Below are 24,887 nucleotides of genomic sequence, written 5' to 3' on the forward strand. Positions count from 1 at the left end.
GCCTCAAAAGGTAGGAATAAACTTAACTTGACAGGTGAACGAGATAACCATTCAAGGGCATTGCCAGGAAAGGATTTCAAGCAGGAACATATAAGTAGAAAGCTAGCCGACTTGCCACCATCTGTGGCAGGCAAGATCGATAAACTAAACAATAATAACGGCACAACATATCGAATAAACATACAAAAGGAATCACAGCACTATATAAGCCTCTCTACCACTTCTGGTAATGACTCCGAATTTACAAATACAATGTCTGGCATCAGTGAACAGCTGAACATAAAATTGAAAGAAATAGCCGTAACTGATGTCACTCAAAATAAAATTTCGCCCGATGTAATAGATAAACGTCCCACTTCAGATAATTACATGCTGATGTTATCCTATGCGATCCAAGGTGCCTGCCGAGATACTTTTTCTATTACGAAAAGAAATAAAAGTGACGAAATTACCGAAACGATTATTGTTGAGGCCCTGAAAAAGTTGATAACACTACCACTACTCGGATCGGTCATAGACCCGACACTGGTGGTTAATACTGGCGATGATGCAACGAATTTAGCATGGCGTATTGCCTATAAAATGGCTGAGACATCAACGGGCTTTGATCTCCTGAAAAAAATTAACACTCACGATAAAAACTCGGATTACACCAACCCGCCTGTCTTGAATAACCCCGCTACTGCCGCCGAAAAAGCCGCAGCGGCAGCCCTCAAACGCCGCAATCTCCGTCGCGATGAGCATGTGCGCTTGTTTATGCAAGGAGCAGAAAAGCTGCTAAAAGAAGAAGCGCCCGGAGTCAGGCTAAAAACCGATCCGAGGTCTCTGCTGGCCTATTGCACCGACGATGCACGAACGCAAGAAAATCGGAATAATACGCTTCTGGTGAACGCGCTTCCGGCATTGGAAGCTGCATTACTTAAAAATGAAATAGGTTCAATACCCCAGCATGTGGCCAATCGAAAAATGTGGGCTGCCAATGCACTGCGCAATGGTTTTTTTAGTAATGCACCGGGTAGCCAATTTCAAAAAGCCAATGCGCGACTAGAAAAGGTATCGCTACAAGTTACCCGTGGACTGAGAAACAGGAACATCATTGAATCCCAGGATCTCAAGAATCATGACGGATTAAGACGCGTCGCAGAAACCAGTTCACTCTGGTGGCACAAACTTAAACGCAACGGCGGAAAGACGCCTTTCAATGGCAATTTTCCCATTCAGATGTCGACAAATGGCTCGTTATTACAACGAGAAAAAATGACGATGGTATTACGCTTACTCGATAAAGCATTTCGTACAAGTCTACCAGAGGAGTATTTAGATAAGGCATCTAATGCACCAGTTTTTACAGGAGGAAGATTTTTAGACGGAGAGCTTGAAGATATCACGCCTAACCTGAAAAAAATCGCCACAATCATGTATGTCCGTGCTTGGGCATCAGTCTCTCAGGCAGAAGTACTGGATGGCAGACCACTTGCGGATGACATCATTAAAAAACTGACGGAACCTGATTATCTGCATAAGTTATTGGGATTAGAGTTTGGTAATGCTGGCGTACCAAAAAAAATTACAGACTGTCTGGAGGTAATTAAATTAAAGTTTAGTGCACTCGCAGCAGCACCATTAACTCCAGGCGTGCTTGAGGGTTTATTTAAGAAAGTAGAAGTAAATAATCCTGAACAAACCCCTCCTCCTGAAATTGCGTTCAAACAAATTCCGACCAAGGCTGATATTGACCGGATGCAACCAGATCAATATCAAGAGGTATTTGAAAAGGCAATGAATCTTCTCCAAAATGGAGAAGAGGAAGAAGCGGACCGGGTAACACTAGACCCCAACGTCAGTCGGCAAGGGATTGGTAATTATCTTGACCAGCAGGCGCAGCGGATGCGCTTGGGCTCTTCGATCAAATTCAGCGATGGCGACAGCATCGGTTTCGGGGTGCAAAACACCGTTGCCATTCTCGGCCGTACTATTTTTGGCTTCGTGGCGGGTATTCGCTTCAATTTAAGTCATCGACGCTCGCGCGTTGCGACGGCAGAATTTGGCGTGAACGCCGCCGGTGGATTCGCCCGGTTTGGCACTGAAACCAACCGCACCAATCGCATCGGCTTCGGTCGCTCGCTGGGGTGGTCGTTGGCAAAAAACAAAACCCTGTCGGCGGGTATCAGTGTCAATGCCGACAGCAAATTGTTCTACGATCCGGATAAATTTACCGGCGTCACGCTACGCATGGATCGCCTGGGCCAGGATGTTACCGGACGAGACGGCCAGATTGCCGGGGTGGCCGGCGACGCGGACATGACCGAGCGACTGGGAAAAGCGATCAACAAAGTTATCAACGGTCCGGATGGGGGGCCACAGGAAAGCGACCTGCTCTCTCAGTTACTTGAAGAACTCCCTGAACTCTCCGTCTCCTGGCTGGATGAAGGCGCCAGTACCAAGCGAGACATGGGACATATCGAGCAAGTCGGTGCCGTACTTGGTGCTTATGCGGGCAATATTGGTCTCGGCGTCAGCGCATCGCTAGCGTGGACCAAAAAATACCAGAAACAGCGCTATCAAGAAGAAACCGGGGCACTACAGTCACGCGTCATCGGCAGCGCCACACGATCGACGGTGAATGGACAGCTGGGCGCAGCCGTACTGGGAACGCTGCCATTGAGCGCCGGGCAACCTACCGCTGTCTCGGAAAATGCCGGCATTGCCGATGTCATGGGCGCTGACGCAGAAATTTATCGCAACGGCACCAGGGAAGAAATACGCACGATAGAACTTCATGGCGAATTGCAGCCGCGCACCTATAAGCTCATCATCCATGCGAACGCCGAAGCATTCGCCGGCAAGGTAGAAGGAAATATCCAGGAATGGGGACAGCGCTTCGCTGAAATCAAGGACCCTGACAACTATTTCCACCAGGATGTGGATGACACCACAAAGCTAGAAAGGAGAATGAACGCCACGATCGAACAGGCCGGAGTAGTGCGAGACTTGATTCTCAACGTGCACGAAAATGCCCATTCGAACACGGAATATATCGAGTATCTCGAACTCGCAGAAGCGACCACGGTCGAAATTAACCGCTATCGACACCTGGCGAAAATGGCTGAACTGTCGGGTCCTACCGGTAAGGAAGAACAAGAATTTTTGATAGAAGCCGCCGAAAGCTTGCTACGGAATCCGGACAGCTACGTGCCGCGCTTCCTGTTCACCATCGAGACCAAGGTGGCCGATGAGGGACACGCGATCACTCTGGTCGGCAGCTATTCGACCACCGAGAAGGTCCACGAAACCGTGATGCTAAACGGCTACGCCGGGTAATCCGGGATCTGCTGAAAAACCTGCAAACCAACAGATACCCGCGCCTTTCCGCATTGTACTTTGCCGACCGACAACCATAAGTTAATCTAACGAAACCATCTATCGTAATAGCTGACCGGGAAGTTTGATCGCGATTGTTCTTCCTGGTTGACAGCAATTACGGAATTGTTTTCGAGAGACTCCTTCATGGCGCTTTTTCATCCTTCCTTGTTGCTATGCATCGCCCCCGCCCCGCTGCGGGAACGCGTATTGCGCGCAGCCGAAATGATGTCGATACGGCTAAAACAGATCCCGATCAGTGAGATCGCACAGGAGATCGCGTTGCACCCGGGAGCCCGGATTCTGGTCTGCCAGGACGATCGGCACTTCGATAAAGTTATCGAGCAATGCCACCGGATTGGTGCATCCACGCAGGAAAGGCTGGTGCGCTTCGTCGATGGCAGCGATTACGCCACCTGTGTCGCAACTGCCTGTGTCTGCAAGGCCATCAATATTCCGGAGCTCGATAGCCGCTTACAGGAAATCCTGCAGCAATTGCTGGAGCACAAAGTCCACCCGGACGACGACAACACCGACGACCATCCCGGTCCGGAGGCAATCACTCCCGGCACACCGCTGCAGAGCAATGCCAGCCTGCCTGTCCCATCCGCAGGCGCATCCGGTGCCCCCGTCATCGCCGATGTGAACCATGAAATCTATGCCGTCGCGCGCCGCATCGCGGCCACCGATGTCGATATCGTGCTGGTCGGCGAAACCGGCACCGGCAAGGATTGGCTGGCCCATTACATTCATGACTACTCCGGTGTGCGTGGACCGTTCGTGGCGGTCAATTGTCCGGCGATTCCCGAAACCCTGGCCGAAGCGGAACTGTTCGGCGTCGACGCCGGTGCCTACACGGGTGCCACCAAGAGTCGCGCGGGACGCATCGAATCGGCCAACGGCGGCACGCTGTATCTCGATGAAATCGATAGCATGGCGCTGACCTTGCAAGCCAAATTGCTGCGGGTACTGCAGGATCGCGGCGTCGAGCGGGTCGGCTCGACGGTCTTCAGGCAGCTCAGTTTCCGGGTCATCGTATCGACCAAGGTGCCGCTGGCAAAACTGGTCGAGGAAGGCAAATTCCGCACCGACCTGTACTACCGGCTAAGCGTGGTCGAACTGGCCTTGCCGGTGCTGCGCTCCCAGCCGGCGCGCGCATTGGACTTGTTCTGGCGCTATGTCGACCACGCAGCACGGCAGTTCAAGTTGCCTCCCGGAGCCGATGTTAATCCGTTTGTCGAGGCCCAGATTCTGTCGCATGGCTGGGAAGGCAATATCCGCGAATTGCGCGCCGCCGCGCAGCGCTATGCGCTGGGATTCCCCGCCATCGGCAGTGATGCCAGCAGGCAGCACAGTGGCTCGCTCAAGGACTTGCTGCATCAGTTCGAGCGCACTTTGCTGATCGCCACGCTGGACCGCTGCAAGCGCAATGTCTCGCGCGCCGCCAAGGAGCTCGGCGTCGAACCCCATGTCCTGTACTACAAGCTGAAAACCCTCGGCATTCATAATGTCGGTCGCAACGACAGCGATAGCAGCGATGAGGTGCCCAGACAGGGCTTGCTGGCAATCGATACAGATACGGCAACGGCGACGGCAAAAGGCAAGCGCCGCGCACGCTGATCACGCACCGGTAGCGTTCATCCTTAGCGGATCGTCCACAGATCCGGTACCAGCTCTTTTTCGGGCATTCGAAAGCATCCCCGTCACGGCATCGCCAGCGCCGTATAATTTGGCGTTCCGGCTGTTGCCCGGCCGTCTCTTCCCAACACCGTTCCCATGTCCAACGACCGTGCTGCCACCGCACTGCCCCTGACTGCCTGCCGCGAATGCGATTTGCTGCAGCACGAGATCGCGCTGCCGCCGCATGCCGAAGCCTTGTGCCTGCGCTGCGGTGCGCAGCTCTACCGGCAAACGCTGCATGGCCCGGATACGACGCTGGCCTTCACGCTGGCCAGCGTGCTGCTGTTCCTGCTGGCGAATTTTTTCCCGCTGGTGCGACTGGAACTGCAAGGTAATCAAACCTCGTCGACGCTGTTCGGTGCAGTCACGACGCTGGCCTCGCAAGACCTGCTATCGGTGGCGCTGCTGGTCTTTGGCACCACGATTCTGGTGCCGGCCATCGAGATGGCGGCGATGCTGTACCTGCTACTGCCTCGACGCCTCGGCGTCACGGTCCCGGGCAGGGCCCGAACATTCCGGCTCATCGAGTGGCTGCGACCCTGGGGCATGATCGAAGTGTTCATGCTGGGCGTGCTGGTGTCGGTAGTAAAAATGGCGACCTTTGCCAGCGTGGTGCCGGGCGTTGCGCTGTGGTCGTTCGGCGCACTGATGCTGACGCTGGCAGCGGCGGCGCATTTTTTCAATCCGCGTGACCTGTGGCAAGGGCTGCCTCTCCATGAGTGAGCCACGCCCGCTCTCGCCCGTCACGGCCGCAGCACGCGGGCTGCTGCGCTGTCATGCCTGCGACCTGCTCTGCCAACCCCTCGCCGGTGCCGGTGCTGACAGCGGCGCCGGCAATTGCCCGCGCTGCGCCGCGCCGCTGCACCAGCGCATCCCGCACAGCATCCGCAAGACCTGGGCTTTCCTGCTGGCGGCGATGATCCTGTACATTCCCGCTAACTTGCTGCCGATCATGCGCAGCAGCTCGTTTTTTTCGGTCCGGGACGACACCATCCTGAGCGGCGTCGTGTACCTGTGGATTGGCGGTTCGCGCATGCTGGCGCTACTGGTCTTTGTGGCCAGCATCGTGATCCCGCTGTTCAAGTTGCTGGCGCTGGTCCTGCTGACGCTATCGGTGCAGTTGCGCGCGACCTGGCAACCGCGCCAGCGGACCCGGATGTACCGGCTGGTCGAGGCGATCGGCCGCTGGTCGATGCTCGATATTTACGTCGTCGCCTTGCTGGTGGCGCTGGTGCAAGTGCAGTCCTTCGCGCGCATCGAGGCCGGCCAGGGCGCGGCTGCTTTCGGGGCAGTGGTCGTGCTGACACTGCTGGCGGCCAATAGTTTTGATCCGCGCCTGATCTGGGATTACGCGGAAAGGCAGGATATGAACAACAAGCACACGGAGACCAATCTTGACTGACGCCACTAACAACACCGATTTGCCACAGGCCGTGCGCGCCCCGCGCTGGCACTGGGCACCGTGGCTGATCTGGCTGATCCCTATCATTGCCGCGCTGGTCGGCGGCACCATCCTGATCCAGACGCTGATGTCGCGCGGCCCGACCATCACGATCAACTTCAAAAGCGCCGAAGGACTGGAAGCCGGCAAGACACGCATCAAATACAAGGAAGTCGAAATCGGCACCGTCGATCGCATCACGCTGTCGCCGGACCGGCAACAAGTCATCGTCACGGCGCAACTGGTCAAGAGTGCCGACAGTTTTCTGCGCGACGACACGCGCTTCTGGGTGGTGCGGCCGCGCGTCGGTGCCGGCGGCATTTCGGGATTGGGTACCTTGCTGTCGGGCTCGTACATCGGCGTCGATGCCGGCAAGTCCGAAGAAAGCCGCGATGACTTCGTCGGCCTGGACACGCCGCCGTTCGTGCTGACCGGCCTGGCCGGACGCCAGTTCGTGCTGCATGCCGAACAGATCGGTTCGCTCGACATCGGCGCGCCGGTCTTTTTTCGGCATATCCAGGCCGGCCAGATCGCCGCCTACGAACTCGATCAAAACGGCACCGGCGTCATCCTGCATGTGTTCGTCAATGCGCCCTACGACAAGTACGTCACGACCAGTTCGCGCTTCTGGCAAGCCAGCGGCGTCGAGCTGAGCCTCGATGCCTCGGGCATCAAGGTCGCCACCGAATCGCTGGCCTCTATCCTGTCCGGCGGTATCAGTTTCGGTGCCCCCGACGATGCGGCGGTGGCACCCGAAGCCGCGATCAATAGCGTCTTTACGCTATATGGCAATCGCGACAACGCCATGAAGCACGCCGACACCGTGGTGCGCAAAGCCTTGCTGTACTTCGATGAATCGACACGCGGACTGGCACCCGGTGCACCGGTCGATTTCAGGGGCATCGTGATCGGCGAAGTGACCGCCATCAGCCTGGAAGTCGACCGCAAGAGCAAGGTCTTCCGCTTCCCGGTCGAGGTCAACATTTATCCGCAACGGCTGCAATCGCACTATCGGAGCGGCAGCCCGGTGGCCGACGATTCACGTGAGGTCATCGATGCGCTGGTCGCGCGCGGCATGCGGGCGCAACTGAAAACCGGCAACCTGCTGACCGGCCAGTTGTTCGTCGCGCTGGATTTTTTTCCGGAGGCTGCCAAGGCGCAGATCGACTGGAAGAAGGAACCGATCACGCTGGCCACCGTCCCCGGCACGCTCGAAGAACTGCAGGCCATCCTGAGCCGCATTGCGCGCCGGCTCGACAAAGTGCCGCTGGAGCAGATCGGTGCCGACGTCCGCGTCGCACTGAAATCACTCGACAGTACGCTCAAAAGTACCGATGCACTGGTGCGACGGGTCAATACCGAACTGGCACCGCAAGCCAGCGCGACACTGGAACAGGTGCGCAAGACCGTCGCCAGCGCCGATGCGGTCCTGGCCAGCGATGCGCCGTTGCAGCAAGACCTGCGCACCACGCTCAGCGATATCAGCCGGGCTGCGCAAGCGTTGCGCTCGCTGACCGATTATCTCGACCGCCATCCGGAAGCTCTGCTGCGCGGCAAAAAGGACGCTCCATGACATCGCCTGCCCGCCGCTCCCCCGCCACCTTCACCGCCCTGCTCGCGATGACACTGCTGTTGAGTGCCTGCGCCACCAGCCCGACGACGTATTTCTATACCCTTGAACCGCTCGCCGCTGCCGGCCTGACCACCGGTGGCGGCACCGTGCGCGTCGGTCAGGTCACCGTGCCCGAACTGGTCGACCGGCCGCAAATGGTGCTGCGCTCCGGTGCCAACCAGGTCAGCCTGGCCGAACAGCGGCGCTGGGCCGAGTCGCTGCGCAGCGCGATTGCCCGCGTCGTCGCTGCCAACCTGGCCACAGCGGACAGCGCCACGTCCGCATCCACGGTGGATATCGACGTCGTGCGTTTTGATTCGCAGCTTGGCGTGGCGGTCGATCTGGCGGCCAGCTGGCGTCTGCGCTCCGCCACCGGCATCGTCCGCAGCGGCAGCATGAGCACGCATGAACCGGCACCAGGCAAGGATTATGCCGATCTGGCTGCGGCGCATAGCAGGGCACTGGCCGAGCTGAGTCGCAACATTGCCACTGCCATAGTCGCCAAACCGTGATAACCATCAATCACATCAAGTACGACCTTGATACATCACAGCGAACGCTCGCCGGATTCCCTGCACGATGGCCGGACACCCCACAAGGAGTCGTGTGAATCCCTCCCTTTCCGACCTGAGCGGTATCGATGACAGCCTGACGCGCGAACTGAACCAGATGCAATCCGATCCGGCTACCCCGCTGGCCCTGCGGTGCCGCCGGATTGCGCTCGGCATCGCGCTGGCGGTCGCCCTCACGGGTGCCGGTGTGCTGCTGCTGTGGCGCTTGCCGCTGCCCCACCTGATGCCTGCCAATGTGGCGCTGGGTCTGCTGCTGGCGGGCATGACACTCGCGCTGCAAAGCCTGCCCCTGATCCGGCGACTGCCGGTACGCTTGCTGGCACTGGGCATCGCGGCGCTGGTTGCGGCGCTCGGGCTGGTCACGGTGGCGCATGGCTTGTCCCTGGGTGGGACGGAGCTCGATGCGTTCCTGGCCGGCCTGACGCTGCCGCTCACCGGCAGTCCGGCCATGCCGATCCATCCCGTGAGTGCGTTCGCCCTGGCACTGAGTGGCATCGCTCTGCTGCTGCAGGACATGCGCACGCGCGCGCGCCATGCGCCTACCGAATTCATGGCGCTGAGTCTGGTAGCACTGAATCTGGTACCGCTGGCGGGACTGGCTTACCAGGTCCCGGCGCTGGCGGATCTGGGCAATCCGATGCCGGTACCGGCGACGGCGGCGCTGGCTTTTTTCAGCCTGGGTGCCGGCATGCTGCTCTCGCAACCAAGCCGCAGCCTGATGGCAATCATCACCGATAACGTGCCGGGTGGCCAGATGCTGCGCCGGTCGCTGCCGCAAACCCTGCTGGTGCTGGTGCTGCTGAACTGGATCATCAGCCGGGGTGCACTGCTGGAGCTGTATGGCCAGGCGCTGGTGTCGCCGATACTGACACTGCTCAACAGCAGCGTGATCCTGGTGATTTTCTGGCGTACCGCCGCGACCGTCAACGACGCATACCGGGCGCGTCTGCAAAGCGCCAGCGACCTCGCCCAGGCCAGCTCGCTGCTCATTGCGGTGAGCGACAACACGGACGATCCGATCTTCGTCAAGAACCGCGACGGCAAGCTGATTTTTGCCAATCCGGCGATGTTGCGCAGCATCGGGAAAAGCCGCGAGGAAGCCTTATATCGCAGCAGCAGCGAGCTGCTTCCCGATCCGGACGAAGCCGCCCAGGTCGACCGCGATGACCAGCACATCATGCAAGGCAGCGTCTCGGTCACGCTGGAACAAACGCTGCATCTGCCACAGGGCGAGCGGACTTACTCCTCGACCAAGGCGCCGTGGTTCGATCCCGACGGCCAGTTGCTGGGCCTGATCGGCATCAGCACCGACATCAGCACACGCAAGGAAATGGAACGTCAGCTCAAGCAGCGCGAAGCCGAACTCGAAGCCACCGTCAGCCAGCGCACTGCTGTGCTGCGCAAGCTCGGTGATCATCTGGAATCGGTGCGCGAAGAAGAAAAACGCAGCATCGCGCGCGAACTGCACGACGACATGGGTGCCTCGCTGACCTCGCTGAACATGCACCTCGACAGCATCTACAAGGCGCTGCCCGACGAGCCGGCATGGAGCGATAAAGCAACGCGTGTCCGCGCGCTGGTTGCGTCGCTGGTAGCCACGACGCGGCGCATCCAGATCGGCTTGCGCCCGATCATGCTCGACCTGTTCGGCCTGAAAGCCGGCATCATCGAGCAACTCGAAGAATTCGAACAACGTACCGGTATCACTTGCAAGACCAGCCTGCCCGACGATGAGGTCGCGCTACCGCACAAGCTGGAAATCACGCTGTACCGGATGCTGCAGGAGGCACTCAACAATGTCGCCAAACATGCGCAGGCCACCAGGGTCGACGTCATCCTCGACGTCGACGAAGACCAGGCGGTCCTGACCGTGCGCGACGACGGCATCGGCATTCCGCCGGAGCGGATCAACAACCAGTCCACCTACGGCATCCGCGGCCTTAGCGAACGCGCGTCATTTCTCGGCGGCACGGCCAGCGTATTTGCCAATCCGGTGCGCGGAACGACAGTACGGATTGTGTTACCGGCGCAGTTGTAGGTCGGGCACAGCCCCACCGTGCCCCCGCGAGTGCCCCCGACGATGCCCGCCAATTACACCAATCGCAGCTAACCGAGCGCCCCCGCCTGTGCTTCCAGCTCGATCTTGAGCCCGTCCGGCAACCGCAACTGCCGCGCCAATTCATCCAGATACGCGCGCTCCATGAAACTGCTTTCATCGACCACCAGCACACTGGCCAGGTACATTTCGCTGGCCATCTCCGGCGTAGTCGCCGCCAGGGCCACTTCAGCCGGATCCAGCGGGCGGCTTAGCTGGTCTTCAAACCAGCGGCGCATGACCGGATCGGCATCCAGTCGCGCCAGTTCGGCCTCGACCACGCCGCGCTCGCGCTCATCCAGATGGCCATCCGACTTGGCTGCCGCGATCATCGCCAGCAGCATCGCCCGGCTATGCAGCTCGACCTCCGGTGCCGGCAAACGATCGACGGTGCGGACCTGCTCCAGCGCCGCCGGAAAACCGGCCTGCTGCGGCGACTGCGATGGTGCCGCAGCGCCCTGTTTCTGCTGCCAGACGCTGTAGGCCTTGAACGCCATCACACCGAGTGCTGCCACGCTACCGTATTGCAGCGCCTTGCCGCCAAAACTGCGGCCGCGCTTGCTACCCAGCAGTAGCCCGAGCGCTCCGCCGGTGGCGGCACCGCCACCAAACTGTCCCCAGTTCATCGACGACTTGACCGCACTCGCAGCACCGGCCGCGCCTCCGATTCCCTTGCCATCCAGCAGGGACATTCCCGATTTGAATAATTGTTCCAGCATTGATTGCGCACTCATGGTGGTTTCCTTTCCAGTCTTGTAGTGAAGTCAAATGGTGTGATGCGTTGTGAAGGCATTAGTGCCGTGCGAGCGGCCGGTAATTGACAGCTATCGTCCCCATCCGTGATCGGGCCAGCCGGATCAGTACCGTCGATCCAAGGCCGAGCGCCACCAGCAACACCGCGCCCACCGCCCAGACCAGCCAGATTGCCGGTACTAGCAAACCCGACAATGCCGGTGCAAATGCCAGCATCGATTCAAACAGCGGATTGAAGGATGTCAGTACGGCGCTCCAGGACTCCTGCGCGCCCGGCGGCAGCCACGGTGATAACCAGTCCGGTGCCGGCAGCGAACCCAACTGCGCCGGCAGACCGGACATGCCACCGGCTTGCGCGCCGGACCACTGCGCCAGCGTATGCAGCAGCCAGGCTGCAGCGGACCACAGGGCCAGCAGCAGCGCCATCAGCAACCAGATCATTGTGTAGAACATGTTCACTCCTCGTAGATTCATCGCGGGAGCAATGATCGGCGATGACTGACTTCTGAACAACCTGCGTTAAAGTGAATTTAACTTCTTTTTTTCAATGCGTTTCTCTGGTGTTGCAGTGCCGTATCCAGCCTGGTGACGGGATCCCGGTGGTTACGCACTTATCGCAGGTCCGATTATTGAAAGCCTGCCAATATCTTGATAAGCGTTGTTTCTTTTTAGAAATTTTCATCTTATTTTTTGTAACCATGAGTTGTTTGATATATTTCATTTTGGTAACTCCCGGCTTACCTTCAAGCCTCCTCCGAGAGAAAGAAAAATCAACATGACCATTGCTCAACGCATGTACTTGCTCATTGGCTGTGCCGCACTGGCCCTGACGGGTCTGGCTGGCATCAACGTCAGTCTGTCAAACACGGTTTATGAAAAAGTCAATTTTGCCAATGTCAGCACCATACCAAGCCTGAATAAACTCGACGCCATTCAGACGGCCGTCATCCAACTGCGCATTCATACCTACCAGACTGTTCTGGAAAAAAACGCTCTCAAACGTGCCGACCTGGAGAGGCAAACCAGGGCGGATATCGAGAGGATCATGGCAGCCTTCAATAACTATGAAAAAACCGGTCTCGTTACCGATAAGGACAAGAGCTTGCTGGCGGCGGACAAGGAAGCATTCGCCGACTACGAGCGTGTGCGCGCAAAAATACCTCTGCTAAAAAATCAGGGTAAGGACGATGAAGCCATTGAGGCCTTGTATGCAGGGGCTGGTGTAGCGGCAAAGCTTTGGGACGCGCTGGACAATCATGCCAAATATAATTCCAGCGTGGCCGCAAAAGGTGCCGAAGAAGGTGCGGCTGCGCACGACTTGGCCCGGACGCTATCCCTCATCGTTGCCTTGCTAGCGGTGACCGGTATCACCATCATGGGTTGGCTGCTGGCGAAAAAAATCCTCCGCGCCATCAACGAATGCATCCGCATCGCCAAAACAGTTGCCAGGGGTGATTTGACCACGCGCATCGAGGTCACCTCCAATGACGAAACCGGAATATTGATGCAGTCAATGAAAGAAATGAACGACAGTCTGGCAAGCATCGTCGGCCAGGTGCGTGCCGGAACGAACACCATCGCCACCGCCTCGGCACAGATCGCCTCGGGCAACCTGGATTTATCGTCGCGCACCGAACAGCAAGCCAGCGCGCTGGAACAAACCGCCTCCTCGCTCGAAGAACTGACCAGCACGGTCAAGCAAAACGCCGACAGTGCGCACCAGGCCAACGAACTTGCGACGTCCGCTTCGGATGTCGCGCAAAAAGGTGGCAAGGTCGTCTCGCAAGTCGTTGAGACGATGGGTTCGATTAACGAGTCGGCACGCAAGATTGTCGACATCATCAGCGTCATTGATGGCATCGCCTTCCAAACCAACATCCTGGCATTAAACGCGGCAGTCGAAGCCGCCCGCGCCGGCGAACAGGGCCGCGGTTTTGCCGTCGTCGCCAGCGAGGTACGCAATCTGGCACAGCGTTCGGCAGCTGCCGCCAAGGAAATCAAAGTATTGATCGGCGACTCGGTCGACAAAGTCGATATCGGCAGCAAGCTCGTCAACGAAGCCGGTGCGACGATGGAGCAAGTCGTTAGCAGCGTGCGCCGCGTGTCCGAGGTGATCAGTGAAATCACTGCTGCCAGTCAGGCGCAAACATCGGGCATCGCGCAGATCAGCCAGGCCGTTGGACAGATGGATGAAGCAACCCAGCAAAACGCCGCACTGGTCGAAGAAGCAGCGGCGGCGGCGCAGTCGCTACAAGATCAAACGGCAAGCCTCAGCGAGTCGGTCAGCCGCTTCCGTGTTGACGCATCCGGGGACCGCATTGTGTCGGCAATGACCACGTCCGCGCCAACGCCGGTAAAAATCCCCGTTATGGCGCCCCCGAACAGCCGGCCTGCCACCGCCCGGGTGAAGCCGGCACCCCGGATTGCCGCCGCAACAACCGGTGCCGGCGGTGACTGGGAAGAGTTCTAAAGCGCCTGTCTGAATCGTCCTTCGCGCCGGCACAAAAGCACCGGACTTGCAGGGTGGGCACAGCCCCACCCTGCCCACGCGAGCGCCCCATCCATACCCGCTTTGATCGGAACTCCCGGCCCGTTTATCCTGCACCCGCTGCCAATGTCGTGATCTGCCGGAACAGCGCATCCGGCACGACGACACCGTCGCGCGTGGCCGCCGCCAGCAACGCGCGCCTTCGCTCGCCGGGCAGGCGCACTGCCTCATCCTGCAGCATCATCGCGATCAGTGTTTCGATGCGCGAAAAATACCTGTCGGACCCCGCCAGCGCGCCGGGATCGATGACCAGGAACAGCTGACCAAGACGCGGCTGGTTGCCGGCATCGGCGAAGAACGAATCAGCTTCGAAACCGAACGCCGCGCCGGTCAGCGCGACGGCCAGCAGCTCGACCATCAGCGCCAGCATCGCGCCCTTGACGCCGCCCACCGGCAGCATGGAGCCGGCCAGTGCCGCTTTTGCATCGGTGGTTGGCTGGCCGTCCTTATCGACCGCCCAGCCCGGCGGAATCGGCCGGCCCTCTTTGGCGGCGAGCATGATCTTGCCACGCGCCGCTTCGCTCAGCGCCAGGTCGATCAGCAAGGCATCGGCATCGCGGCGCGGAAAAATTGCTGCCACCGGATTGGTCCCGAACAGCGCGGTCTTGCCGCCCCAGGCCGGCATCGCTGCCGGCGAATTGCTGAAGGCGAGACCGACCAGCCCGGCCTGGCCGATGCGCTCCAGATGCACCGCTGCCGCGCCGAAGTGATTGCTGTTAGTGACGCCGGCGCAGGCAATGCCGAATTCGCGGGCGCGGGTGATCGCGGTCTGCGTGGCCAGCGCACACGCCTCGTAGGCCATGCCGCTGTGCGCATCGACCAGGCAGCTGCCGCCTTTCGATTGCACGATGCGCGGCACGGCCGACGTGTCGGTGCGGCCGTTGCGCAGGAAGGTCGTGTATTGCGGGATGCGCGAGACGCCATGCGACGCCAGCCCCTGCGCATCGGCCGCCACCAGCGCCTGCGCCGCCGCAGTCGCCGCACTGTGACTGGCTCCCGCGTGTTGCAGCGCTTTCGTGGCAAGCCGGGTCAATTCATCGAGGGTACAGGTGGGCATGGCGGGTTCCTTGGGATGGGTGCGCGGAGTATCCGTCGCGGGTTATTTCAGTGCCGCGCTCTGCAGCTGCGCGGCCACGCGCTCGGCAATCAGCGCGCTGACACGGACGTTCGATTCCAGCGTGACGCCGGCGATGTGCGGCGTCAGGATCAGGTTCGCCAGACCGGCGAACGCGGTACCGGCAACCAGTGGTTCTTCGTCATACACATCAATCGCCGCACCGCCCAGATGGCCTGCACGCAAGGCAGCCGCCAGCGCGGCTTCATCGACGATGCCACCGCGCGCACTGTTGATCAGCAGCGCACCCGGCTTCATGCGCGCCAGCGCAGCATGGTCGATCAGATTGCGGGTCTGCGTGGTCAGCGGCACATGCAGCGAGACGATGTCGGACTGCGCCAGCAACACCGCAAGCGGCGTCGCCACCACGCCGGTGCGCTGCCAGACCGGTGACGCATCATCGATCATCGGATCATGCGCTATGACGTTCACACCGAGGCCTTGCGCCAGCCGCGCAGTGAGCTGGCCGATGCCGCCAAAACCGATCAGCCCGAGCGTCTTGCCGGCGATTTCGCGTCCGCTCGACAAGGCCGCACGCGGCCATTCGCCGGCAGCGGTTTCGGCGCTGCGCGTGTAGGCCATCCGCAGCAACGCCATTGCGGTACCGAGCACGTATTCGGCCACTGCGCCGGCATTCGCGCCGGTCGCCGGGATGACGGTAATGCCGCGCGCAGTGCAGGCCGGCACGTCGATATTATCGAGCCCGACACCAAGCCGGCCGATCACGCGCAAGCCCGGCGCCGCCTCCAGCAGCGCCACGTCGACCTGCGTGCGGTTACGCACGATCAGAGCCGAAGCACCCGCCAACAGCGGCAGCAATTCGGCACGGCGGTCGACCAACGTCGGTTCGTAGCGGGTGTCGAAGCGCGCGCGCAAAGTGGCGACGGCGACTTCGTCCATGAATTCGGCAATGACTATTTTCATTGGATCTCCTTTTGACGACTTGCACGGGCAGCGCTGTGCGGCGACTGCCCTGCAACGGGACTGCGGATCAGGCGCTTTCGTACAGGCGCGTGAGCACGAACTCGCGGTGGCCCAGCACTTCGGCATCGGTCAAGCGACCATTGGCGGTGCCCAGCATCATGTCGAGCAACTTGTCGCCGGCCTGGTCGAGCGTGATATCACGTTGCAGCAAGCCGGAACAATCGACGTCGATGTGCTCGCTCATCAAGCGCACCGTGCGCGGATTGGCGCATAACTTGATGACCGGCAGGATCGGGTTGCCGATGATGTTGCCCTGCCCGGTCGGGAAGAAATGCACGACATACCCGGAGGCCGCGCACAAGGTCACCATCTCGGCCGCAGCCGAGGACGAATCCATGAACCACAGCCCCGGATGGGTCGGCATTTCGGCCTTGTCGATGACGCCGTCGACCGTGCATTTCTTGCCGATCTTCTGGATATTGCCGAGCGCTTTTTCTTCGATCGTGGTCAGGCCGCCGGCGATGTTGCCCTTGGTCGGTTGCGAGTCGGACAGGTCGGAGGTCTTGTAGCGGTTGATCACATCCTGGTAGCGGTCGAACATGAACATGAACTGCTTGCGTACTTCATCGTTGACGCAGCGCGCCGCGACGATGTCTTCGCCGCCGGTCAGTTCGGTGGTTTCGCCGAACACCAGCGTGCTACCGATCGCGTGCAGTTTGTCGAAGGCATTGCCGACGGTCGGGTTGGCACCGCAGCCGGAGGTGGTGTCGCTTTCGCCGCACTTGGTCGAAACCCACAGTTCGCTGACGTGGCAGGTTTCGCGCTGCTTTTCGGAGGCCTTCTGCATGAACTCGCGGGCTGCCTTCGAGGCCTTCAGGATGGTTTCATGGTCGCCATAGCCTTCGATGCCAAAGCCGATGACCGGCTTGCCGGTGGCGGCGATGCCGTCGACGATCTTGCGGGTCCAACTGTCCTCGATGCCGATCACCACGACGGCGGCGACATTCGGGTTCGAGCCGGTGCCGATGAGCGTACGAAAATGCAGGTCAAGGTCGGCACCGAATTGCAACCGGCCATACGGATGCGGGATCGCCATCGTGCCCTTGATATTGTTGGCAACGGCTTCGCAGGCGGCGTTCGACAAGTCGTCAAGCGGCAGGATGATGACGTGGTTGCGGATGCCGACGCGGCCGTTTTCGCGGCGATAGCCCTGGAAGGTGGAGTCTTTGCTGATCATGGTGTGTCCTCTGGTGCGTGGATGCAGTGAAGCGGAAAGCCTGGCGTGCCGGGATGCTCGCTTACCAGCGCTTAGTCTTGATGTTGTGGACATGCGCGTGCTCGCCGGCCTTGGCCGCGACCACCACCTTGCCGATATCGATGCCGTACTTGAACACCGTGTCACCGACCGCCATGTCTTTGAGCGCGATCTTGTGACCGATCGGAATGTCCTGCAGGGCCTTGAGCGACATCATGCGGTCGTCATCCATGATCCACGCAGTCAGTTCGGAACCGGCCCGGATCCCTTCGACGACAGCGACTGCCACCGTATCTTTAGCATCGTGCAATACAACATGAATCATGGTCTGCTCCTGAAATTGAAAGGGATGTGCGGGTCGAGTACCGGATTGAAGCCGCAATGACAACTCACTCGAACGCCCTGATCTTAGTAGCACGGATTACTTAAGTCAACTATATGACCTATATCATTCATATATATTCGCACCGAGTTGCCGGACCACTGTGCAAAATAAATTCATCAATGTCAGCTATATGACACAGACCATTACTTGTGCAGCCTGATACTATTCGTCATCCGGGCTTGAGCCGGTCACGGCCCGCCACCTTTTTCACGAGTACTCGCCATGCAACCATTCGATCCGTCAGCCACTCCCGGCCTACCCCTCTACAAGGAAGTCAAACGCCGGATACTGGCGGCTCTCGCCATCGGCGAATGGAAACCGGGCGGACTGATTCCGGCGGAAAAAGAACTCTGCAAATTATTCGCGGTATCGATCGGCACGCTGCGCAAGGCCATCGACGAACTGGTCTCCGAGAACATCCTGGTGCGCCATCAGGGCCGCGGCACCTTTGTGGTGTCACACAGCCGCAATCACCATTTTTTCCACTTCTTCAACATCACCCGGCATGACGGACACAAGAGTTATCCGACGGTCGAGCTGGTGCGGTTTTCGAAGAGCAAGGCCGATGCGCTCGCGTGCGAAAAACTCGGCGTGGCCGCAGGCAGCAAGGTGTTCGTGATCGTCAACCGGCTCTCGCTGGACGGCAACAAGCCGATCATCGATGTGATCACCCTGCCCGAACATCTTTTCCCCGGCCTGACCGAGCAGCAGCTGCGCCAGCGTACCAACACGCTCTACAATTTTTATCAGGAAAATTTCGGACTCAATGTGATCCGCACCGAAGAACACATCCGCGCGATGCTGGCCGATGACGAGCTCGTCGAGTGGCTGGCGGTGCCGGCAGGCACGCCCTTGCTGCAGATCGGCCGGTCGGCCTATTCGTATGAAAACCAGCCGGTCGAATGGCGCATCACGTATGTCAATACCGGGCAGTACGAATACGCGGCCAAGCCGGCGCAGTAGTCCGGCCGGTGCGACACCGCTGATGGGCAATGCGTGGCGCGTTCCAGAGACGCCCTCTGACGTCAAGCGGCGTGTGCCGCGCCCACTCCGCCGGGAATAACGGCAACACGTATTCGGCTAACCCGGCCAGTGCGTCATGGGCCGGTCTACGCAGCGGCTTCAGATCGTAGGGTGCAATAACCGAGGGGCATTGCACCGCGTACCGAAACTCAAACTGACTTTGCCTGGTCATGACGAAGCGTATGCAGTGGATTCGGTGCAATGCCCTTCGGTTATTGCACCCTACACACTATTCAGCACCTCGAAGACAGTACAAACAACCGGCATGAAATCTGTTGGCACCCTGCCGATGCGCTTGCACTCGGACGAGAAAAACGCCCGGTGCGCCGCGCGCCAATACTGAAGTGAACCATCGCCTTCGCCCTCAATGGCTGCGTATTCTGCAGTGACCTGATTGAACGGAACAAGCTCAACGCAGGTGATGCGAGTGACGATTACGGGCTCGTTCTGATGATCCACGACGATCTCGATCTGGCCGATCCGGGGAAGCGCCTCCTTCGCTGCGTCGATTGCCCAAAGCAGACTTGTCCCGGCTCTCTTGCGACCGTCCAGGATAAGGGCAAGCAGCGCGGCAGACAGTTCCGGCGAGTCGCCGTATCGGCCTGCCCGAACCGGACCTGGCGCAATCTCGATTCCCCGGATTCGCAGCTTGGCGACCAGGTCGGCGACAAGAGGCAATGGCCTCAAATCGCCTGCGCAATCGCCCGGCCAAGCTCGCCGGTATTGGCCGTGCCACCCATGTCACGCGTCAGCGGTGCATGCTTCGGCCCGGCGGTCAGCACCGATTCGATTGCCGTGACAATCGCCGCGCCGGCCTCGGCATAGCCGAAATGTTCCAGCATCATCGCCCCGCTCCAGATCTGTCCGATCGGATTGGCCCAACCCTTGCCGGCGATGTCCGGTGCGGAGCCGTGGACCGGCTCGAACAGCGACGGGAACAGACCTTCCGGATTGATGTTGGCCGATGGCGCGATCGCGATCGTGCCGGTGCAGGCCGGACCGAGGTCCGACAGGATGTCGCCGAACAGGTTGGAGCCGACCACCACGTCGAACCAGTCCGGATGCAGCACGAAGTTCGCCGTCAGGATATCGATGTGGTACTTGTCCCAGCGCACCTCGGGATACTGGCGCGCCATCTCGACGACGCGCTCGTCCCAGTACGGCATCGTGATCGCAATGCCGTTCGATTTGGTGGCCGAGGTCAGATGCTTTTTCGGGCGGCGCTGCGCCAGGTCGAACGCGTACTTGAGGATGCGGTCAACGCCGGTGCGCGAGAATACCGCCTCCTGAAATACCACTTCGCGCGGCGTACCCTCGTACATCCGGCCACCGACTGACGAATACTCGCCCTCGGTGTTTTCGCGCACCACGTAGAAGTCGATGTCGCCCACGCTGCGGTTGGCCAGTGGCGACGGGATGCCGGGCATCAGCCGGCACGGACGCAGGTTCACGTACTGGTCGAAGTCACGCCGGAACTTGATCAGCGATCCCCATAGCGAAATGTGATCCGGCACCACGGACGGATCACCGACCGCGCCGAAGAAGATCGCATCATGTCCGCCGATCTGCTCTTTCCAGTCATCCGGCATCATCTGGCCGTGCTTGAGGTAGTAGTCGCACGAGGCGAAATCGAAATGATCGAACTGCAGGTCAATATGAAATTTGCGGGCGGCCGCCTCGACCACGCGCAAGCCTTCGGGCATCACTTCCTTGCCGATGCCGTCGCCGGCGATGACGGCAATACGATGGGTAGTCATGGTTGTTTTCTCCTGTTGAAAAGTACGGACGTCTCCTGATGCTAAAGCAGCATGCCGGCCGGTAGCGGCACCTGCAATATCGTCGTGAACAGCACGTACAGACTGCCTGTGACAACGCATGTCGCAACAACATACAGCAGCAGTAATTTGCGACTGCAACTGCCGTAATGCGCGACCACCAGCAACAGCGCGAAGGCCACCATGCTGGAGGCCAGAAAGCCGACCGGCTCCAGCAAAAAGGCCCACGCCAGCATGATCAGACCAACCGCGATCTGGCGCACCACCGAGCCCTCGACATGGCGCACCACATCACGCGGCTTGATCCACGACAGCACCAGCCACAGGCTGGAAAAAAACACGATCAGCGCGGAAACCGTTTTCGGGAATACCGCGCCCAGCATCGAGAAATCATCGGCCGCCATGAAGGCTGTCACGCCGATGACGATGAACAGAACGCAGGCCACCAGCGAGGCCCGGTTGCGGTAAGCGGGTGTCGACATTACGGTCTCCTGTCGGTGTCAGTGGTGTGCGCCTTGCGGGCGCGCCGGGCGCTAATGAGCGGATACAGCAAGCCGAGGATGATGAAAGCAATGATCCCCAGCGCGATCGGCCGGCCAAAAAACTCCTGCGCGATGTTGCCGCGTGCGCGGCCGATCAGGAAGCCCTGCACGAAGCCGCGCTCGGCTATCGCCCCCAGGATCAGGCCCAGCACGATAGGCGATGGCGTGAATCCGGCGCGGGCCAGGCCCCAGGCGATGATGCCGAGCACGACCATCTGCTGCACTTCATGCGGATTATTGTGGATCGCAAAACTGCCCAGTATCGTCAGGAAGGCGACCGACGGCACCAGCAACGCCTTCGGCACCCCGACGATGAACCTGAAGGCATAGCGACCGATGACGAGACCGACCGGCAGCATCAGCAGCGTCGCGATGATCAGGCCCCAGATGAAGGTGTAGACAATCGAACTCTGTTCGGAAAACAGCGTCGGCCCGGTGCGGATACCCTGCACCAGCAAGGCACCCAGCATGATCGCATCGGGCGGGGTGCCGGGAATGCCAAGCACCAGCGTCGGGATGAAGCCGCCGCCGACGGTGGCATTGTTGGCTGACTCGGTGGCGATGATGCCGTCCGGTTCGCCATTGCCGAAATTATCCTGACGCGGCGAGACCCGGCGTGCTTCCGAGTACGCCACCAGCGACGCGATCGATCCACCGGCACCCGGCAGGATACCGACCACGGTGCCGATCAACGAGCTGCGTACCAGGTTGACTTTGCTGCGCATCAGGGCACCGACTGCTTCAGCCAAGCGGAAGCCATTGCCCGTGCTCGCACTCTTCAGATGCGGGTCGGGATTAGCGACCAGTCCGATGATCACCGGGATACAGTAGATGCCGATCAGCGCACCGACAACATCGATACCGCCGAGCAGCGGCTGGAATTCACCGACATAGCGGATGTCGCCACCGACCTCGGCAATGCCGACCATCGACAGCAGCAGGCCCAGCCCGCCACCGATCAGGCCCTTGACCAGGCTGCCTTCACTCAAGGCGGCAATCAGCGTCAGGCCGAGGATCGCCAGCCAGAAATACTCGACCGGACCGAACTTCAGGGCAATCGTCGCCAGCGGCGGCGACAGCATCAGCAGGCAGATCGCACCGACCAGTCCGCCGAAAACCGACGCCAGGCAAGCCAGCGTCAGGGCCAGGTCACCGCGGCCCTGCTTGGCCATCGGATAGCCATCGAAGGTAGTGGCGATCGACGATGGCGTACCGGGCGTGTTGAGCAGGATCGCGGAATAAGCACCGCCGTAAATCGCGCCGGTGTAGATCGCGCCGAGCGAGATCAGCGCGGTGGCCGGTGACATCACGAACGTGAACGGCACCAGCACCGCGACAGCCATGGTCGCGCTCAGGCCCGGCAGTGCACCGATGACGGTACCGGCGATGACACCGCCGAGGGCGAGCAGCACATTGAGCGGTGTGAGCGCATCAAGCAAAAAATCGATACCGAACATGATGAGTCGCTTCCAGAAGAGCGCCGTCGACCAGCGCACCAGTGATGCCTGTGGCGATCAGCGGTGCAGACGGCATGGTCCAATCGGGCAGTGCACGTACGCACCGCGGGCCGGGTTCAGCGCTTGCGGATACCCATCTCTTTGGCAATGGCTTCATAGCGTGACTTGACGTCGGCCATGAACTTGGGCATCTCGGCCGGGCCGATGTCGAGCATCGCGAAGCCGTTGTCTTCCATGATCTTGATGAAGGCAGGATCACGATTGACCTGACCGAGCAGATCGGCCAGTCTGGCCTGCACGGGGGCCGGTGTCGAGGCCGGCACCGCTACCCCACGATAGGCACCCCCAACCAGATCGAAGCCGGCCTCCTTGAAGGTCGGGCAATCCGGCAGCTTCTTCTGGCGCTGTTCCATCGCCACGGCAAGGCAGCGGACCTGCTTGCCAAGCTGGACCTGCACGGTCGTGTAGCCCCAGCTGGCACTGACCTGCCTGCCGAGCAGGGCGGTATTGGACGGGCCGGTGCCACCGAACGGAATATAGGTGGTCTTGATGCCGGCCATCTTGTCGAAGCGCTGCTGTGCAATGTGGTTGGATGAATTGGTGCCGGAGCCCGACAGGGTCAGCGCGCCGGGGGACTTCCTGGCGGCAGCGATGTAATCGGCCAGCGTCATGATCGGACTGTCTGCCGGCACCAGCAAGGCATCCGGCGTGAAATGAAACCAGTACAGGGTATGAATATCGTCGGTCTTGTAGCCGACGTTTTTTTCGAGAGGCTGCATGACGATGTGCGGCAGATTGGTGCCCATCACGGTATAGCCATCGGCCGGCATGCCATTGAGCTGCGACCAGCTGGCTGCCCCGCCCGCGCCGGCCTTGTACTGGATCGCCAGCGACTGGCCGGTAAGCTTCTTGAACGTGGTTTCCTGGAAGCGTGCCGAAATATCGGACTCGCCGCCGGGACCGAACGGGATGATGTAGTTGATCGTCTTGTCGGGGTAGCCTGCGGCCGTTGCCGCCATCGTCGAACTTACCGCCAGTGCTGCCAGCACCACCTTCCATGCATGTCTCTTCTCCATTTTGTCTCCGCCTTGTAGTTTGTTTTAAAACAAATCATGAGTGCAGTGCGTGCCCGCCGGTTTCCGGCGCAACCGACAGCCGGTATAGGCGGGTACTTGACTGAGTGTAAATTCAAAGTTTTCATAAGTCAAATGAATGATATATATGATGTAGTTGTCTAATGGGATGCAGCAGGGTCATCACCAAGCGCACCACAACAGGCAAAAAAAAACGCTACCTGCCGGTAGCGTTTGATTCGGATCGGGGACGTCAGTCGCTACGTCAAAGCCATCCCGGCCTCAAGCGGCCTTGGCGACGACGCGTTTGCGTTTGACCGATTTTGCCTGCACCAGTGCCAGTACAAGGCCGGCGATTTTTTCTGCGGCCTCGGCCTTGGACAATCTGCCATTCGGCACGTACCACACATACGACCAGTTGACGATTCCGCCGATCGCCAGCGCAGCCACTTCGGCGTCGTCGACTGTGAACTCGCCGGACGCAACGCCTTCGTCGATCAGTGCAATGACCTTGCGGTCAAACTCGCGTCGCAAGTGATTGATGGCGTCGCGACTGTCGGCCGACAGCTGTTTTTCTTCGCGGTTGTAGATGGCGATATGGCCCTGGTTTTCCAACACGGCCAGCGTGAAGTCATTGGCTAGCGCACGCATCTTTTCGGTCGATGACGCATCCGTTGCCACTACCCGTTTCAACGCATCGAGTGAGGCACGAATGCCGCGCGAGCAAATCTCGGCCAGCAACTCGTCCTTGGACTTGAAATGGGAGTAGATAAACGGCTTGGTAAAGTTCATTTTCTCGGCGACCGCTTCGAGCGTGGTCTTGCTCAGGCCGTTCTGGTGGAATAATTCCACCGCCGTTGAAATGATGCGCTCGCGCTTGAGCTTGGAGACCGCATCACGGATGTCATCAAACGCATTGACATCAACCGCAACATCCTTGGCGCGCTTCTTGGTAGCCGCCGATGCTTTGGACCTGGCGACTTCGGGAGTAGGGATTTTTTTCATACTGTTGAGTATATACCAGCTAAATGTTGCATGAAGTTACGGCGGAGCAGCTCTGCCGCCACGTTAAAGCGTATGGCAACGAACTACAGCGCACGATCCCAAGCTGTTAAGTCAGCCCTTTTGCAACCGGAGGTCACCCAAAGTTACGGTGATTTTCGGTTGTCACGAATGATAGCAAAAACTCTCTGTAAAGGGTTGCTACTGGTTAACCAAATTATTCGTTTTATGGTTGCAGCTCCTTGCTACGCTATTTACGCCGGACAACCGGATCCA

21 protein-coding genes are annotated in these 24,887 nt (G+C 59.6%); 9 read left to right on the forward strand and 12 right to left on the reverse strand.

Features of this window, described 5'->3' with window-relative positions; all coding sequences use genetic code 11:
• Positions 1 to 27: 27 nt before the first annotated feature.
• From RHM62_RS14940 to RHM62_RS14970, 7 genes are all read left to right on the forward strand, one after another.
• Positions 28 to 3,321 carry a hypothetical protein gene (locus RHM62_RS14940; protein ID WP_322122863.1) on the forward strand — a complete coding sequence of 1,098 codons (3,294 nt, stop codon included), beginning with the start codon at positions 28 to 30 and terminating at the stop codon, positions 3,319 to 3,321.
• Positions 3,322 to 3,570: 249 nt separating this feature from the next.
• Positions 3,571 to 4,980, forward strand: a complete 1,410-nt coding sequence (locus RHM62_RS14945; RefSeq protein WP_322122864.1) for a sigma-54 dependent transcriptional regulator — start codon at positions 3,571 to 3,573, stop codon at positions 4,978 to 4,980.
• A gap of 156 nt (positions 4,981 to 5,136) precedes the next feature.
• Complete coding sequence (locus RHM62_RS14950; RefSeq protein WP_322122865.1) at positions 5,137 to 5,763, forward strand: paraquat-inducible protein A; 627 nt, start codon at positions 5,137 to 5,139, stop codon at positions 5,761 to 5,763.
• Positions 5,756 to 6,442, forward strand: a complete 687-nt coding sequence (locus tag RHM62_RS14955; protein ID WP_322122866.1) for a paraquat-inducible protein A — start codon at positions 5,756 to 5,758, stop codon at positions 6,440 to 6,442. Before RHM62_RS14950 ends, RHM62_RS14955 begins: the two co-directional genes overlap by 8 nt.
• Positions 6,435 to 8,054 (forward strand): intermembrane transport protein PqiB, encoded by a 1,620-nt coding sequence (locus RHM62_RS14960; RefSeq protein ID WP_322122867.1) that lies wholly within the window; start codon positions 6,435 to 6,437, stop codon positions 8,052 to 8,054. The genes RHM62_RS14955 and RHM62_RS14960 overlap by 8 nt, the downstream gene beginning before the upstream one ends.
• A complete protein-coding gene (locus RHM62_RS14965; RefSeq protein ID WP_322122868.1) occupies positions 8,051 to 8,605 on the forward strand; it encodes a PqiC family protein in 555 nt (184 codons plus the stop codon). Before RHM62_RS14960 ends, RHM62_RS14965 begins: the two co-directional genes overlap by 4 nt.
• A 94-nt stretch (positions 8,606 to 8,699) precedes the next feature.
• The gene (locus tag RHM62_RS14970) at positions 8,700 to 10,703 is read left to right on the forward strand and encodes a PAS domain-containing protein (protein ID WP_322122869.1); all 2,004 of its coding nucleotides are present in this window, start codon (positions 8,700 to 8,702) and stop codon (positions 10,701 to 10,703) included.
• 68 nt (positions 10,704 to 10,771) lie between these two features.
• Here the strand turns inward: RHM62_RS14970 and RHM62_RS14975 are convergent, their stop codons facing one another.
• On the reverse strand, positions 10,772 to 11,494 hold the full coding sequence (locus tag RHM62_RS14975; protein WP_322122870.1) for a tellurite resistance TerB family protein: 723 nt from the start codon (positions 11,492 to 11,494) through the stop codon (positions 10,772 to 10,774).
• A 58-nt stretch (positions 11,495 to 11,552) separates the two neighbouring features.
• On the reverse strand, positions 11,553 to 11,966 hold the full coding sequence (locus RHM62_RS14980) for a hypothetical protein (RefSeq protein ID WP_322122871.1): 414 nt from the start codon (positions 11,964 to 11,966) through the stop codon (positions 11,553 to 11,555).
• A 322-nt stretch (positions 11,967 to 12,288) separates the two neighbouring features.
• Here RHM62_RS14980 and RHM62_RS14985 point away from each other — a divergent pair, with 322 nt between their 5' ends.
• The gene (locus RHM62_RS14985) at positions 12,289 to 13,983 is read left to right on the forward strand and encodes a methyl-accepting chemotaxis protein (protein WP_322122872.1); all 1,695 of its coding nucleotides are present in this window, start codon (positions 12,289 to 12,291) and stop codon (positions 13,981 to 13,983) included.
• Positions 13,984 to 14,107: 124 nt separating this feature from the next.
• On the opposite strand, the gene RHM62_RS14990 is transcribed toward RHM62_RS14985, so the two are convergent.
• The 4 genes from RHM62_RS14990 to RHM62_RS15005 form a co-directional block, all read right to left on the reverse strand.
• A complete protein-coding gene (locus RHM62_RS14990; protein ID WP_322122873.1) occupies positions 14,108 to 15,118 on the reverse strand; it encodes an Ldh family oxidoreductase in 1,011 nt (336 codons plus the stop codon).
• A gap of 42 nt (positions 15,119 to 15,160) precedes the next feature.
• Positions 15,161 to 16,099, reverse strand: a complete 939-nt coding sequence (locus RHM62_RS14995; RefSeq protein ID WP_322122874.1) for a hydroxyacid dehydrogenase — start codon at positions 16,097 to 16,099, stop codon at positions 15,161 to 15,163.
• Between the two features lie 67 nt (positions 16,100 to 16,166).
• On the reverse strand, positions 16,167 to 17,336 hold the full coding sequence (locus tag RHM62_RS15000; protein ID WP_322122875.1) for a UxaA family hydrolase: 1,170 nt from the start codon (positions 17,334 to 17,336) through the stop codon (positions 16,167 to 16,169).
• 61 nt (positions 17,337 to 17,397) lie between these two features.
• The gene (locus RHM62_RS15005) at positions 17,398 to 17,679 is read right to left on the reverse strand and encodes a UxaA family hydrolase (protein WP_322122876.1); all 282 of its coding nucleotides are present in this window, start codon (positions 17,677 to 17,679) and stop codon (positions 17,398 to 17,400) included.
• 282 nt (positions 17,680 to 17,961) lie between these two features.
• On the opposite strand from RHM62_RS15005, the gene RHM62_RS15010 reads away from it, so the two are divergent.
• Positions 17,962 to 18,702, forward strand: a complete 741-nt coding sequence (locus RHM62_RS15010; protein ID WP_322122877.1) for a GntR family transcriptional regulator — start codon at positions 17,962 to 17,964, stop codon at positions 18,700 to 18,702.
• Positions 18,703 to 18,984: 282 nt separating this feature from the next.
• Here RHM62_RS15010 and RHM62_RS15015 read toward each other — a convergent pair whose 3' ends face one another.
• The 6 genes from RHM62_RS15015 to RHM62_RS15040 all read right to left on the reverse strand — a co-directional run bounded on the left by RHM62_RS15015 (position 18,985) and on the right by RHM62_RS15040 (position 24,614).
• Positions 18,985 to 19,440: an ASCH domain-containing protein gene (locus tag RHM62_RS15015; protein WP_322122878.1), complete on the reverse strand. Its 456-nt coding sequence runs from the start codon at positions 19,438 to 19,440 to the stop codon at positions 18,985 to 18,987.
• 5 nt (positions 19,441 to 19,445) lie between these two features.
• Positions 19,446 to 20,519, reverse strand: coding sequence for a tartrate dehydrogenase (locus RHM62_RS15020; RefSeq protein ID WP_322122879.1), 1,074 nt, complete (start codon positions 20,517 to 20,519; stop codon positions 19,446 to 19,448).
• A 41-nt stretch (positions 20,520 to 20,560) separates the two neighbouring features.
• Positions 20,561 to 21,019 (reverse strand): tripartite tricarboxylate transporter TctB family protein, encoded by a 459-nt coding sequence (locus RHM62_RS15025; RefSeq protein ID WP_322122880.1) that lies wholly within the window; start codon positions 21,017 to 21,019, stop codon positions 20,561 to 20,563.
• Positions 21,019 to 22,575 (reverse strand): tripartite tricarboxylate transporter permease, encoded by a 1,557-nt coding sequence (locus RHM62_RS15030; protein WP_322122881.1) that lies wholly within the window; start codon positions 22,573 to 22,575, stop codon positions 21,019 to 21,021. Before RHM62_RS15030 ends, RHM62_RS15025 begins: the two co-directional genes overlap by 1 nt.
• Before the next feature lie 77 nt (positions 22,576 to 22,652).
• The gene (locus RHM62_RS15035) at positions 22,653 to 23,612 is read right to left on the reverse strand and encodes a tripartite tricarboxylate transporter substrate binding protein (RefSeq protein WP_322122882.1); all 960 of its coding nucleotides are present in this window, start codon (positions 23,610 to 23,612) and stop codon (positions 22,653 to 22,655) included.
• Between the two features lie 279 nt (positions 23,613 to 23,891).
• Complete coding sequence (locus tag RHM62_RS15040; RefSeq protein WP_322122883.1) at positions 23,892 to 24,614, reverse strand: TetR/AcrR family transcriptional regulator; 723 nt, start codon at positions 24,612 to 24,614, stop codon at positions 23,892 to 23,894.
• Between the last annotated feature and the right edge of the window lie 273 nt (positions 24,615 to 24,887).

The sequence above is a fragment of the Actimicrobium sp. CCC2.4 genome (genome assembly GCF_034347385.1).
Lineage (GTDB): Bacteria > Pseudomonadota > Gammaproteobacteria > Burkholderiales > Burkholderiaceae_D > Actimicrobium.

Bases quoted from the DNA above. Each gene is read 5' to 3' on its own strand.
- RHM62_RS14950 (WP_322122865.1), top strand. From the start codon at position 5,137: ATGTCCAACGACCGTGCTGCCACCGCACTGCCCCTGACTGCCTGCCGC.
- RHM62_RS14955 (WP_322122866.1), top strand. From the start codon at position 5,756: ATGAGTGAGCCACGCCCGCTCTCGCCCGTCACGGCCGCAGCACGCGGG.
- RHM62_RS15010 (WP_322122877.1), top strand. From the start codon at position 17,962: ATGCAACCATTCGATCCGTCAGCCACTCCCGGCCTACCCCTCTACAAG.
- RHM62_RS15000 (WP_322122875.1), bottom strand. From the start codon at position 17,336: ATGATCAGCAAAGACTCCACCTTCCAGGGCTATCGCCGCGAAAACGGC.
- RHM62_RS14980 (WP_322122871.1), bottom strand. From the start codon at position 11,966: ATGTTCTACACAATGATCTGGTTGCTGATGGCGCTGCTGCTGGCCCTG.
- RHM62_RS15005 (WP_322122876.1), bottom strand. From the start codon at position 17,679: ATGATTCATGTTGTATTGCACGATGCTAAAGATACGGTGGCAGTCGCT.
- RHM62_RS15025 (WP_322122880.1), bottom strand. From the start codon at position 21,019: ATGTCGACACCCGCTTACCGCAACCGGGCCTCGCTGGTGGCCTGCGTT.
- RHM62_RS14975 (WP_322122870.1), bottom strand. From the start codon at position 11,494: ATGAGTGCGCAATCAATGCTGGAACAATTATTCAAATCGGGAATGTCC.
- RHM62_RS14990 (WP_322122873.1), bottom strand. From the start codon at position 15,118: ATGCCCACCTGTACCCTCGATGAATTGACCCGGCTTGCCACGAAAGCG.
- RHM62_RS15040 (WP_322122883.1), bottom strand. From the start codon at position 24,614: ATGAAAAAAATCCCTACTCCCGAAGTCGCCAGGTCCAAAGCATCGGCG.
- RHM62_RS15020 (WP_322122879.1), bottom strand. From the start codon at position 20,519: ATGACTACCCATCGTATTGCCGTCATCGCCGGCGACGGCATCGGCAAG.
- RHM62_RS14965 (WP_322122868.1), top strand. From the start codon at position 8,051: ATGACATCGCCTGCCCGCCGCTCCCCCGCCACCTTCACCGCCCTGCTC.
- RHM62_RS15035 (WP_322122882.1), bottom strand. From the start codon at position 23,612: ATGGAGAAGAGACATGCATGGAAGGTGGTGCTGGCAGCACTGGCGGTA.
- RHM62_RS14985 (WP_322122872.1), top strand. From the start codon at position 12,289: ATGACCATTGCTCAACGCATGTACTTGCTCATTGGCTGTGCCGCACTG.
- RHM62_RS14995 (WP_322122874.1), bottom strand. From the start codon at position 16,099: ATGAAAATAGTCATTGCCGAATTCATGGACGAAGTCGCCGTCGCCACT.